Source organism: Streptomyces sp. NPDC002884, assembly GCF_040295245.1.
Taxonomy (GTDB): Bacteria; Actinomycetota; Actinomycetes; order Streptomycetales; family Streptomycetaceae; genus Streptomyces.
Map to the genome: position 1 here is coordinate 302,389 of NZ_JBEOVB010000007.1, position 12,002 is coordinate 314,390.

The window sequence follows — 12,002 nt, forward strand, 5'->3', positions numbered from 1 at the left end:
TCCGGTCTGATTCAGTAGCGAAGCTCGCCACCGCGACGGAGCGGTGCTCCCCGCTTTGTGGACGTGCCAAACCTCCGCACTCAGGACGTCCTCATTCCGGGCAGTTCCACCCGTCGTGGCGGTCTTTCTTTGCTAGTCGCGAAGGAGCCTGCCATGTCGATGATCCGCGACCTCCGTGCCGTTGTCCGCCCGGCCCGTCCCTCCCTGCGCAAGGGGGGCGGGCGCATGGACACCGGCGCCTACGACACCACCCGCGACCCCGCGACGCCGTCCGCCGTCGTCGACTGCGCCGTCTACCGCGACGGCGCGCGTGTCGCGTACACGCAGCCGCCGACCCCGCAGGAGGCCATGCGCCGGGTACGGCGCGACGGAGGCTTCGTGTGGATCGGCCTGCACGAGCCGACCGAGGCCGAATTCGCCGGTATCGCCAGCGAGTTCGGACTGCACCCGCTGGCCGTGGAGGACGCCGTGCAGGCGCACCAGCGGCCCAAGCTGGAGCGCTACGACGACTCCCTCTTCACGGTCTTCAAGACCATCCACTACATCGAGCACGACCGGCTCACGGCCAACAGCGAGGTCGTCGAGACCGGTGAGGTCATGTGCTTCACCGGCAAGGACTTCTTCATCACGGTCCGGCACGGCGGCCAGGGCTCGCTGCGCGCGCTGCGCCACCGCCTGCAGGACGACCCCGAGCTGCTCGCCAAGGGCCCCTCGGCGGTGCTGCACGCCATCGCCGACCACGTCGTCGACGGCTACATCGCGGTCGCGGACGCCGTCCAGGACGACATCGACGAGGTCGAGACGGAGGTGTTCTCGCCGGGACGCAAGGGCACCCCGCGCGGCACGGACGCCGGCCGGATCTACCAACTCAAGCGTGAGGTACTGGAGTTCAAGCGCGCGGTGTCGCCGCTGCTGCGGCCGATGCAGCTGCTGAGCGAGCGGCCGATGCGGCTGGTCGACCCGGACATCCAGAAGTACTTCCGGGACGTCGCCGACCACCTCGCCCGGGTCCAGGAGCAGGTCATCGGCTTCGACGAACTGCTCAACTCGATCCTCCAGGCCAACCTCGCGCAGGCGTCCGTCGCGCAGAACGAGGACATGCGGAAGATCACGTCCTGGGCCGCGATCATCGCCGTACCGACGATGGTGTGCGGGGTGTACGGGATGAACTTCGACTACATGCCGGAACTGCACTGGAAGTTCGGCTACCCCGTGGTCATGTCGGCCATGGTGGCGCTCTGTGTCGGCATCCACCGCACGCTGAAGCGCAACGGCTGGCTGTGAGGACCCCGGCGCCGGCTGGCTAGGGTGACCCCATGACAAGAGAGCTGCTGCTCGACCGGGCCCTCGTCGAGGAGGCCACCAAGAAGTCCGGCCTCGTCTGGGTCCAGGGTGCCGGCGAACAGGCCGCGCGGGCGCTGTGGCACGTGTGGCACGAGGGCGCGGCCTGTGTGGTCGGCGACGGGCCCGGGGAGCAGCCGCTGACCGGACTGACCGAGGGCGGCTCCGCCGAGGTCACGGTCCGCAGCAAGGACAAGGGCGGCCGGCTGGTCTCGTGGGCGGCGAAGGTCGTGCTCCTCGCGCCCGGCTCCGAGGAGTGGCAGGCGGCCGTCGCCGAGCTCAAGGGCAAGCGGCTGAACGCGCCCGACGGCGAGGCGATGACCGGGCGCTGGGCACGCGAGTGCCGGGTGCTCCGCCTGGAGCCGACGGGGGCCACGCTGCCGCTGCCCGACGGCGACCTGGCCGCACGGCCCGTGCCCTCGCCCGCCACCACGCGCGAGCCGGCGCCGGCCGGCCTGCCGAAGCTGCTGCTGCGCAAGCGCAGACGCGCCTAGCCGGCGCCTCGAGCGGACGGTTCCGCGAGCGACCGCATCCGTCGGCGACCGGATCCGTCAGCGGCGGCTCACGAGGTCGGGAGCTGCTTCCCGTAGTCCACCGTCTCGTCCTTCGCCGGTTCCTTCAGGGCGAAGTCCTTGCCCCAGGAGGAGAAACTCAGCGTTCCGGCTCCTCCGGCGCGCTCCAGGCGCAGCGGGTAGGGCTTGCCCTCCAGCGACACGTCCAGTTTGCCGCCGGAGCCGCCGTCGCCGGTGATGCGGATCGTACGGACGCCGGACTGCTCGTGGTGGCCGTCGGTGGCCAGCGAGCCGTGCAGCGTCAGCAGCCCGTCGAGGAGGAGGTCCTTGTCCGTGAAGCCGCTGAACTTCTTGTACGAGGGGTCGCCCGTCGGCACCTTCACGTACTTGCCGTCGAGTTTGTCGGCGGCCGCCGTGTCCGAACCGTCGTCGCCGGACTTGCCGTCCTCGTTGTTCCAGAACGCCGCGTCGGCCTTCAGGTACAGCTGCTCGCCGACCCGCAGCAGGTGGAAGGTGGCCCCCTCCGCGGTGACCGACCCGGTGCCGCCGTCCGCCTTCAGGCTCATGTCCAGCTTGTACGTGTGCCCGCTGGTGACCACGCTCCCGGACAGCCGCACCGCGTCCACGGCGCCGGCGGCCGCCTTCGCCTTCGACTGGATCTGCGCGGCGGGCAGCTTGCCCACCCCGTTCGTGCCCGCGTCCGGATCCTCGCTGCACCCCGTCAGTCCCATGCCCACGACCAGTGCGCACATCGCGCTCACCAGCGAGGCGCGGCGAGTTCGGCCCTGGGGAATCGCAGTCACAGAGAAGGCCGCCTTTCTGCGGGGGTGTGCTGAGCGGCGTACGGCAGCGTACCGGGGGCGCGGCGGGCGGGCGGAGCCGGTCCGTCCGGACCGCCCACCAGGGCGGATCCGATCGGGACGGGCTAGCCTGAAGCCCGCACGAGCGGGCAATGGGGAAAAGGACATCAGCGGCGACAGCACTGACGTCGGTACGGAAGAAGGAGGTGCTGTCATGGCAGCGGGCGCCCCGCGGATCTTCGTGTCGCACCTCTCCGGCGTTCCCGTCTTCGACCCGAGCGGCGACCAGGTGGGGCGCGTGCGCGATCTGGTCGTCATGCTGCGGGTGCGGCGGCGGCCGCCGAGGGTGCTCGGGCTGGTCGTCGAACTGTCCACGCGGCGCCGGATCTTCCTGCCCATGACCCGGGTCACCGGCATCGAGTCCGGTCAGGTCATCACCACCGGCGTGCTCAACGTCCGCCGCTTCGAGCAGCGGCCCACCGAGCGGCTCGTCTTCGGTGAGCTGCTCGACCGGCGCGTCACGCTCGGCGAGACCGGCGAGGAGGTCACCGTCCTCGACGTGTCGGTGCAGCAGCTGCCGGCCCGCCGGGACTGGGAGCTCGACCGGGTCTTCGTGCGCAAGGGGAAGAAGGCGACCGCCTTCCGGCGGGCGAAGGGCGAGACGCTGACCGTGGAGTGGTCGGCGGTCACCGGGTTCTCGCTGGAGGAGCACGGACAGGGCGCGGAGAGCCTCCTCGCCACCTTCGAGCAGCTGCGCCCCGCCGACCTCGCCAACGTCCTGCACCATCTGTCGCCCAAGCGGCGCGCCGAGGTCGCCGCCGCCCTCGACGACGACCGTCTCGCCGACGTCCTCGAAGAGCTCCCGGAGGACGACCAGATCGAGATCCTCGGCAAGCTGAAGGAGGAGCGCGCGGCGGACGTCCTGGAGGCCATGGACCCCGACGACGCGGCCGACCTGCTCTCCGAACTCCCGGAGCAGGACCAGGAGCGGCTGCTGAGCCTGATGCAGCCCGACGACGCGGCCGACATGCGGCGCCTGCTGTCGTACGAGGAGCACACGGCGGGCGGGCTGATGACCACCGAGCCGATCATCCTGCGCCCCGACGCCACCGTCGCCGACGCCCTCGCACGGGTGCGCAACCGCGACCTCTCCCCCGCCCTCGCCGCCCAGGTCTACGTCTGCCGCCCGCCCGACGAGACGCCGACCGGCAAGTACCTCGGCACGGTCCACTTCCAGCGCCTGCTGCGCGACCCCCCGTACACGCTGGTCAGTTCGATGCTCGACGACGATCTCCAGGCCCTGGCGCCGGACGCGGCGCTGCCGGTCGTCGCCGGGTTCTTCGCGACCTACGACATGGTCGCGGCGCCCGTCGTCGACGAGGCCGGCTCGCTGCTGGGCGCGGTGACCGTGGACGACGTCCTGGACCACATGCTGCCGGAGGACTGGCGGGAGACGGAGTTCCACCTCGACGAGGACACGACCGAGGAGGTGGGCCCGCATGACTCCTGACCGCGAGACCGGCCGCGCCGAGCGCACCCCGGCCGGCGCCACGGCGTCCAGCCGCCCCAGGGCCCGGCTGGACCAGCCGCGGTCGCCCCGGCACCGGATCCTGCCCGAGTGGGACCCGGAGGCCTTCGGGCGGCTGTCGGAGCGCATCGCGCGGTTCCTGGGCACCGGGCGGTTCATCGTCTGGATGACGATCGTCATCATCGTCTGGGTCCTGTGGAACATCTTCGCCCCGGGCGACCTGCGCTTCGACAACTACCCGTTCATCTTCCTGACCCTGATGCTGTCGCTCCAGGCCTCCTACGCGGCTCCGCTGATCCTGCTCGCGCAGAACCGGCAGGACGACCGTGACCGGGTCAACCTGGAGCAGGACCGCAAGCAGAACGAGCGATCCATCGCCGACACCGAGTATCTGACCCGGGAGATCGCCGCCCTGCGGATCGGTCTCGGCGAGGTCGCGACCCGGGACTGGATCCGCTCCGAGCTCCAGGACATGGTCAAGGAACTGGACGAGCGGCGGGACGGGCACCGCGAACATGCCGTATTCCCGGCAGAACGGTCGCGGGGACGTGACGTAGAAGACCGGTGACGGCCTTACCTGCCCCACCGCCGCTCGCCGTACCATCGTCCTTATGGCTAGCGAAGACGCGGTGCGCGAGGCACTGGCGACGGTGAACGACCCCGAGATCAACCGGCCCATCACCGAACTCGGGATGGTGAAGTCGGTGGAGATCTACGCGGACGGGACGGTCGCGGTCACCGTGTACCTGACGGTCTCCGGCTGCCCGATGCGCGAGACGATCACTCAGCGGGTGACCGACGCGGTCTCCCGGGTCGACGGCGTCACCCATGTCGACGTCACCCTCGACGTCATGAGCGACGAGCAGCGCAAGGAGCTGGCGAACGCCCTGCGCGGCGGCCAGACCGAGCGCGAGGTCCCGTTCGCCAAGCCGGGCTCGCTCACCCGGGTGTACGCGGTCGCGTCCGGCAAGGGCGGCGTCGGCAAGTCGTCGGTGACGGTGAACCTGGCGGCGGCGATGGCGGCCGACGGCCTCAAGGTGGGCGTGGTCGACGCCGACATCTACGGCCACAGCGTGCCGCGCATGCTGGGCGCGGACGGCCGTCCCACCCAGGTCGAGAACATGATCATGCCGCCGTCCGCGCACGGCGTGAAGGTCATCTCCATCGGCATGTTCACCCCGGGCAACGCCCCGGTCGTCTGGCGCGGCCCGATGCTCCACCGCGCGCTCCAGCAGTTCCTGTCGGACGTGTACTGGGGCGACCTGGACGTGCTGCTGCTCGACCTCCCGCCGGGCACCGGCGACATCGCGATCTCCGTGGCGCAGCTCGTCCCGAACGCCGAGATCCTGGTCGTGACGACCCCGCAGCAGGCGGCGGCCGAGGTGGCCGAACGGGCGGGCTCCATCGCCGTCCAGACCCACCAGAAGATCGTCGGCGTGGTCGAGAACATGTCCGGTCTGCCCTGCCCGCACTGCGATGAGATGGTCGACGTCTTCGGCACGGGCGGCGGACAGTCGGTGGCCGAGGGGCTGACCCGCACGACCGGCGCCAACGTCCCGGTGCTCGGCTCCATCCCGATCGACGTCCGGCTGCGCGAGGGCGGCGACGAGGGCAAGCCGGTCGTCCTGACCGACCCGGAGTCCCCGGCGGGCTCCGCCCTGCGGGCCATCGCGGGCAAGCTGGGCGGCAGGCAGCGCGGTCTCTCGGGGCTGTCCCTCGGGATCACGCCCCGGAACAAGTTCTAGCCCGGCCGCGGGTCCCGTACTCCCCCTTCGTACGACAGCGGGGGCGCCGTCCGGTCCGGACGGCGCCCCCGCTGTCGTAAGGCCGATCAGGCGTACGTCTCGATGTCCTTGATCATGGCGAAACCGAGGCCGTACGCGCTCATGCCCCTCCCGTACGCCCCCACGTGCACCCCTTGCGAGGTCGAGCCGGCCAGCACCCAGCCGAACTCCGACTCGCGGTAGTGGAAGGACGTCGGGACGCCGTCGACCGGCAGGGACAGCGTCGACCAGTCCGCTCCCGTGAGGTCGTCGGCGAGGACCCACGCCGTCTCGGTCTGCTGGTCCAGCCAGTCGTCGCGCAGGCTGTGGTCCATCTGGCCCGGCCAGGTGAAGGTCAGCAGACCCACCCCCGCGAGCCAGGCCGCCGAGGACACCGAGGTGGCCTCCAGCAGGCCCGTGCCGTCCGGGCTGCGCCGTACGGGGTTCGCGGCGACGGTCACCACGACCGCGAACTTCCCGCGGTCCTCACCGGCCGTCTCGTGCCGGACGGAGGGCTCGTCACCGTGTCCGATGGAACCGTGCTCGACCGCTCCGTCGGCCGCCGCTCCCACCTGCATCAGCCAGCGCGGCCCCGTGAAGGCCTCGTCGAGGCCGTACCAGGGGAAGGGCGCCTCCAAGTAGCCGTCGACCGTACGCCGGGCGGAGGGGACCTGTTGTCCGCCCTCCGCGGCCGGCGTCTGCTCGACTGCCCGACTCGTCGTCTCCATGTGCCCGGACGCCTCCTCGTTCTCGACGGAACGACCGGCCCGCCCCCCTTCGGGCGTACTCGTCCGCTCCGCACAACAACCAGGCAGCATAGCCACCCCGCTCCGGGCAGCCGGGAAGCCGCCCGGCGCGTGCGGCGTGCGCCCCCTCACATCGGGGGGGCGCGAGTGGCTCAGGTGGCGTCCGCGTCGTAGGGCGGACGCTCGTCCTTGGCGGACTCCTCGGGCTTCTTGGTCATGTCGATACGACCGTCTCCCGAGGACCCCGCCGAACCCGACGAGATCGCCGAGGCCGACGAACCCGAGGTGGAGGAGTCCGTGTCACGGCTGTGGACCGCGTCCGTGACCTCGGCCATCTCCTTCTTCAGGTCGAAGCCGTTGCGGATCTCCTTCAGCCCCAGCTCGTCGTTGTCCATCTGCTTGCGGATGAACGTCTTGGGGTTGAGGTCCTCGAACTCGAAGTCCTTGAACTCCGGACCCAGTTCGCTGCGGATGTCCGCCTTGGCGCTCTCCGAGAACTCACGGATCTTCCGGACGGTGCGCATCACGTCCTGGATGACCTTCGGGAGCTTGTCCGGACCGAAGACGAGCACGGCCAGGACGACGATCGTCACCAGCTCGAGCGGTCCTATGTCATTGAACACCTGAAGCTCCTTGCGATGTCCGCGGCCCTCGGCCCTCGGCCCTCAGTGGTCAAGTTCGGGTCTTCCGTGGTCCGGGCCGGGTCCACGGTACCTGTCGCACCTGTCCGACCGGTACCGTCCGGGGACGTCCGAGTAGGTGTACCCGGCCGGTTTTCCGCGTTGTTTGCCTTGTGGGGCCGGGTTTCGGGGCCTGACCTGTGACGTTTCTGTCAATCCCTGGGAAAGGGCCGGGCCGGGGGAAAGGGCCGGGCCGGGGGAAAGGGCCGGGCCGGGGCGCGGGCCGCGTCAGCCGCCGCCGGACGAGCCGAGGACCAGGGTGAGGGTGCGCTCGCGGCCGTCCCGCTCGATCGTCAGCGCCAGCCGGTCGCCGGGGCGGTGGGCGCGGGTCTTGACGATCAGCTCCTCGCCGGAGTGGACGCGCCGGCCGTCGATCTCCGTGATGACGTCCCCCGCCCGCACGCCGGCCCGGTCGGCGGGCCCGCCCGCGGTGACCGGGGAGCCCGCGGCCCCCTCCTCCGTACCGACCCGGGCGCCGTCGCCCGCGTAGTCCATGTCGAGCGTGACACCGATGACCGGATGGGTCGCCCTGCCGGTGTTGATCAGCTCCTCGGCGACGCGCTTGCCCTGGTTGACCGGGATGGCGAAGCCCAGGCCGATCGAACCGGCCCGGGCACTGCCGGAGTCGGTGCCGTCGTCGGCGGAACGGATGGCGGAGTTGATGCCGATGACATGGCCCTGCGCGTCGAGGAGCGGCCCGCCGGAGTTCCCCGGGTTGATCGGCGCGTCGGTCTGGAGGGCGTCGACGTACGACACGTCGCTCCCGTCCCCGCTCTCGCCTCCGGCGGTGATGGGCCGTTCCTTGGCGCTGATGATGCCGGAGGTGACGGTGCCCTCCAGGTCGAAGGGGGCGCCGATGGCGACCACCGGGTCACCGACCCGGACGTTGTCGGAGTTGCCGAGGTAGAGCGGCTTCAGCCCCTTCACCCCGGTCACCCTGACCACGGCGAGGTCGTATCCGCTGTCCCGGCCGACGACCTCGGCCTCGGCGGTCTGCCCCCCGTTGAAGACGACGGTTATCTCGCCGTCGCCCCCGGCGGGCTCGACGACGTGGTTGTTGGTGAGGATGTAGCCGAGCGAGTCGAGCACGAAGCCGGTGCCGGTACCGGACTCCTCGCTGCCGCTGACATGCAGCGTGACGACGCCGGGCAGGGCGCGCGCGGCGATCCCGGCCACGCTGTCCGCGGGCCGCCCGGTGGGCTCCGCGGCGGCCTGCGGCAGCTCCACCGGGTTGAGGCCGCCGTTGCGCTCCAAATAAACGCCCACGGCTCCGCCGAGCCCGCCGGAGACCAGCGCGACGGCCAGCGCTCCCCCGACCAGCCTTCTGCGCACCTGCCTGCGCCGCTGGTCCTCGGTGAGCAGGCCCGCACCCGTGTACTGGAGGGGGCCGCCGCCGAGCGCGCCGTGGCGCCGCTCTCCGGGCCCCGTGGCTCCGGCGACGGGGGTGGCGGACCAGGGGTCGTAACGGTGCCAGGGGTCGGCGGCGAGCCCGGCAGCGGGATCCGCCGCGCCTGCGGATACCTCCTCCGCCCCGCCCGAACCACCGAGAGGCCCGCCGGGGGCGGCCGGGGCGGGCACGGGCACGGTGAGCGGGGGCGCAGCGGGCGGGGTGGCCGAGGCGGGCACGGGCGCAGTGTGCCCGGTGGGCACGGTCGGTGCGGTCGGCGCGGTCGGCGCGGGCACGGTGTGCCCGGCGGGCTGGACGGGAGAGGCGGACTGAACGGGCTGAGCGGACTGAACGGGCGCTACGGCTGTTCCGGGGAGCCCGGACTCCCTCGTCGCCGGTGCCGTGCCGTGTGCGGCGGGGGCCGGCGCTGCGGCCGTCGCGGGGTCCCCGGACTCCGCCGTCGCCGGCACCGTGGCGCCGGGCGCGGGAGGGGCCTGCGCAGCGCCGTGTGCGGCGGGGGCGGGCGCGGATGTCACCGCCGGGTGCTGGACAGGCGGTGCGGGCGCCCAGGGGCCCGGTTCGCCGTACGGCGGGGTGCTGTAGGGGTCGGGGTCGTGAAGGGGCTTGGGCCGCTCGACGAGGACCGGCGGCGGCTCCGCGGCGGTCGCCTCAGCGGTCACCTCGGCGGGGAGGACGGCGTCGGCCGGGCCGACCGGAGCTTCCGAGGCGACCGGCTCCGCTGGAGCCGCCGAGGGCACCGGGACCGCCCGATCCTCCGGGACCGCCGCGGCCGCATAGACCTCCGCAGGCGCCGGAACCTCCAGGACCGCCGGAGCCGCATAGACCTCCGGAGCCGACGGGACCTCCAGGGCTGCCGGGACCTCCAGGGCCGCTGGAGCCGCCGGAAGCACAGAGGCCGCCGGAAGCACAGCGGCCTCCTGGGTCGCGGAAGCCTCCGAAGCCGTCGGCGGGACGGGGAGTACCGGGGGTGTTGTCTCTCCGGCGGGGCGGCTCAGTTCGTAGTCGCCGTCGGTGGTGGCAGGTGTCGGCCGTGCGGGTCGGGCCAGTTCGAAGTCGCCCTCGTCCTCGGTCCCGGTCGACGGCTCGCGTCCGCTGGTCTCCTCGGGGGCCGGCTCCGCCGTCGTGACGTCGGCCGGGTCCCCGGGGCTCTGTCCCCCCGGGGACGCCTGCGGTCGAGGCCGGCTCCACCACTTCGCCCTCGTGGGCTTCCCGTCGTCCATGCACTCCCCCACTCGAGCCCGCTCCCCCGGGGCCACGGCGCCGACCGGCGGCACGCTCGGGCACCGGTCCGGCGGACTCCGCCTTCGCGCCCCGCTGGCCGGCAGGGCGCGGTCCTCCCCGGATCCTCCCTGGATTCAACCAGGTTCGTGGCGGAGCGGCGCGGGGCTGGGGTCAGCGGGTGTTCTGCGAGGAGGGCGAGGTGGTGGTGGCGGGGACGGGTGCGGCGAGCAGACCGGGTGTGGTGACCTCCGGAGCGGTGGTCAGGGCGGTCAGGGTGATCGGCGGGGTGGTGCCGAGCGGTCGTATCAGCGGGGACATCACCGCGGCGCCGACCACCATGGGCGAGGTGAGCCGGTGCAGGGCCTGTTCGCGGCCGGCCGGGGAGGGCACGCCGGGCAGCAGCGGTGCGGACACCTCGGTCGGGGCGACCGGGGTGTCGCCGAGCTGGACGTCCTGGGAGAGCAACGGGCCGACGGCACGGCGGCGCTGGTTCTCCGGTGACGTCGCCGAGCCCGTGCCCGGGGTGCGGGCCGGTGTCACATTGCTCCCGGAACCCGAGCCCCCGCGGCCGTCCGCGGTGGTGTCGATCGGAGCGACGGTCGTCATGCCGCCCAGAGCGATCGCGGCCAGCGACACCGCGCCGGCGGCGACGAACGCGAACCGCATACCGCGCGAGCGTTCGGCGTCGTGGCGGTCGCCACGGCCGACGGGGTGGATACGGAAGCCCCGGTCCGAGGCCGGTGACAGGACGGACCCGGGGCCATGGGCGGGTACGTAGCCGAACTCGAACGGCTCGTCCCGTCCTGTTCCGCTCACGCCGAAGACTCCGTCGGCGAAGCCGCCCCCACGCAGCGGCATACCGCCGCCGTCCGGGTCGCCTCCGCCGGGAAGCCCCTGAAGGCGGGCCAGGAAACTTTCGGAAGGGGCCGGCGGGGCGACTTCCGCGAAGACGTTCTTCAGCCGGCGCTGCGCGTCGACCTCCGACTTGCACTTCGGACAGGTCGCCACGTGCGCCAGCACGCGCTCACGGGTGTCGTGACCGAGTTCGCCGTCCACCAGGGCGGAGAGCCGGTCTCCGAGGTGCTGCTCCGCGAGCATCCTCTCGGCGGCGTTGTGTCGGGATCCACTCACGCGGTCGCGCCCCTTCCTCCTCCCAGAGCGGGAACGCGGGGCACGAAGGAGCGGCGCTCGGCACGTGCTTCGGGCGAGCGGTGCGCAAGGGCCTTGCGCAGCTGCGAGCGGCCGCGGTGGATGCGCGAGCGGACCGTGCCCAGCTTGACGCCCAGGGTCGCGGCGATCTCCTCGTAGGACAGGCCTTCGATGTCGCAGAGGACGACGGCGGCGCGGAACTCCGGCGCGAGCGTGTCGAGGGCCTGCTGGACGTCCGCGTCGAAGTGGGCGTCGTTGAAGGCCTGCTGGGGGGTGGGCTCCTTGCTGGGCAGCCGCTCGGAGGCGTCGTCGCCCAGCGCGTCGAAGCGGATGCGCTGCTTGCGGCGGACCATGTCCAGGAAGAGGTTGGTGGTGATGCGGTGCAGCCAGCCCTCGAAGGTGCCCGGGGTGTACGTCGACAGCGAACGGAACACGCGGACGAAGACCTCCTGGGTGAGGTCCTCGGCGTCGTGCTGGTTTCCGGTCAGACGGTAGGCGAGCCGGTAGACCCGGCCGCTGTGCATACTGACGATCTCCTCCCACGTGGGCGGAGTCCACGCCTGCCCGTCCGCGTCGGTGGAGAAGGTCGCGGTCTGGGCGGGGCCGGCGGCGGTGCCGGCGGCCTGGCTGTGGTCAGCAGCGGTGTCGTTCACGGATTTCGGCCAGCCCGCCGACCCGAGAAAGCGCCGCAGCGCTCCTCCCCGATCCACAGGCGCGGCCGCACCTCCCCTGTCGGCTCTGGTGGTGATGTCCAGTGGAGCCCCTACCATAGCCACCTCGCCCGTTAGCTCCGGATAAGCGGTTTTACGAGAAATTGATCTGTGCCGGCACGGCTCATACGGCTGCGTCAGCAC

The 12,002-nt window shown here is 72.1% G+C and carries 11 protein-coding genes; 5 read left to right on the forward strand and 6 right to left on the reverse strand.

What is annotated here, in order from left to right:
* The first annotated feature begins 153 nt into the window (after positions 1–153).
* Complete coding sequence (locus ABT070_RS17900) at positions 154–1,284, forward strand: magnesium and cobalt transport protein CorA (protein ID WP_351761232.1); 1,131 nt, start codon at positions 154–156, stop codon at positions 1,282–1,284.
* Positions 1,285–1,316: 32 nt separating this feature from the next.
* Entirely contained in the window at positions 1,317–1,835 is a 519-nt protein-coding gene (locus ABT070_RS17905) for a hypothetical protein (RefSeq protein ID WP_351761235.1), read from the forward strand.
* A gap of 68 nt (positions 1,836–1,903) precedes the next feature.
* Here ABT070_RS17905 and ABT070_RS17910 read toward each other — a convergent pair whose 3' ends face one another.
* Complete coding sequence (locus ABT070_RS17910; protein WP_351761237.1) at positions 1,904–2,656, reverse strand: hypothetical protein; 753 nt, start codon at positions 2,654–2,656, stop codon at positions 1,904–1,906.
* 211 nt (positions 2,657–2,867) lie between these two features.
* Here ABT070_RS17910 and ABT070_RS17915 point away from each other — a divergent pair, with 211 nt between their 5' ends.
* From ABT070_RS17915 to ABT070_RS17925, 3 genes are read left to right on the forward strand one after another with little or no spacing between them, the layout of a single operon-like run.
* A complete protein-coding gene (locus tag ABT070_RS17915; protein ID WP_351761240.1) occupies positions 2,868–4,163 on the forward strand; it encodes a magnesium transporter MgtE N-terminal domain-containing protein in 1,296 nt (431 codons plus the stop codon).
* Positions 4,153–4,749 carry a DUF1003 domain-containing protein gene (locus ABT070_RS17920; protein ID WP_351761242.1) on the forward strand — a complete coding sequence of 199 codons (597 nt, stop codon included), beginning with the start codon at positions 4,153–4,155 and terminating at the stop codon, positions 4,747–4,749. The genes ABT070_RS17915 and ABT070_RS17920 overlap by 11 nt, the downstream gene beginning before the upstream one ends.
* Positions 4,750–4,792: 43 nt before the next feature.
* Positions 4,793–5,926, forward strand: coding sequence for an Mrp/NBP35 family ATP-binding protein (locus ABT070_RS17925; protein WP_351761244.1), 1,134 nt, complete (start codon positions 4,793–4,795; stop codon positions 5,924–5,926).
* An 86-nt stretch (positions 5,927–6,012) separates the two neighbouring features.
* Here ABT070_RS17925 and ABT070_RS17930 read toward each other — a convergent pair whose 3' ends face one another.
* The 5 genes from ABT070_RS17930 to sigE all read right to left on the reverse strand — a co-directional run bounded on the left by ABT070_RS17930 (position 6,013) and on the right by sigE (position 11,918).
* Positions 6,013–6,672, reverse strand: coding sequence for a hypothetical protein (locus tag ABT070_RS17930; RefSeq protein WP_351761247.1), 660 nt, complete (start codon positions 6,670–6,672; stop codon positions 6,013–6,015).
* A 170-nt stretch (positions 6,673–6,842) separates the two neighbouring features.
* On the reverse strand, positions 6,843–7,313 hold the full coding sequence (locus ABT070_RS17935) for a sec-independent translocase (RefSeq protein ID WP_351761249.1): 471 nt from the start codon (positions 7,311–7,313) through the stop codon (positions 6,843–6,845).
* A gap of 285 nt (positions 7,314–7,598) precedes the next feature.
* Positions 7,599–9,998 carry a trypsin-like peptidase domain-containing protein gene (locus ABT070_RS17940; protein WP_351761251.1) on the reverse strand — a complete coding sequence of 800 codons (2,400 nt, stop codon included), beginning with the start codon at positions 9,996–9,998 and terminating at the stop codon, positions 7,599–7,601.
* Positions 9,999–10,170: 172 nt separating this feature from the next.
* On the reverse strand, positions 10,171–11,130 hold the full coding sequence (locus tag ABT070_RS17945; protein ID WP_351761254.1) for an anti-sigma factor family protein: 960 nt from the start codon (positions 11,128–11,130) through the stop codon (positions 10,171–10,173).
* Positions 11,127–11,918: an RNA polymerase sigma factor SigE gene (gene sigE / locus ABT070_RS17950; protein ID WP_351761256.1), complete on the reverse strand. Its 792-nt coding sequence runs from the start codon at positions 11,916–11,918 to the stop codon at positions 11,127–11,129. Before sigE ends, ABT070_RS17945 begins: the two co-directional genes overlap by 4 nt.
* Positions 11,919–12,002: the final 84 nt, after the last annotated feature.

What these genes read in the sequence shown, in the direction of transcription:
- ABT070_RS17900 (WP_351761232.1), top strand. Translation starts at nt 154, where the DNA reads ATGTCGATGATCCGCGACCTCCGTGCCGTTGTCCGCCCGGCCCGTCCC.
- ABT070_RS17905 (WP_351761235.1), top strand. Translation starts at nt 1,317, where the DNA reads ATGACAAGAGAGCTGCTGCTCGACCGGGCCCTCGTCGAGGAGGCCACC.
- ABT070_RS17915 (WP_351761240.1), top strand. Translation starts at nt 2,868, where the DNA reads ATGGCAGCGGGCGCCCCGCGGATCTTCGTGTCGCACCTCTCCGGCGTT.
- ABT070_RS17920 (WP_351761242.1), top strand. Translation starts at nt 4,153, where the DNA reads ATGACTCCTGACCGCGAGACCGGCCGCGCCGAGCGCACCCCGGCCGGC.
- ABT070_RS17925 (WP_351761244.1), top strand. Translation starts at nt 4,793, where the DNA reads ATGGCTAGCGAAGACGCGGTGCGCGAGGCACTGGCGACGGTGAACGAC.
- ABT070_RS17930 (WP_351761247.1), bottom strand. Translation starts at nt 6,672, where the DNA reads ATGGAGACGACGAGTCGGGCAGTCGAGCAGACGCCGGCCGCGGAGGGC.
- ABT070_RS17940 (WP_351761251.1), bottom strand. Translation starts at nt 9,998, where the DNA reads ATGGACGACGGGAAGCCCACGAGGGCGAAGTGGTGGAGCCGGCCTCGA.
- sigE (WP_351761256.1), bottom strand. Translation starts at nt 11,918, where the DNA reads ATGGTAGGGGCTCCACTGGACATCACCACCAGAGCCGACAGGGGAGGT.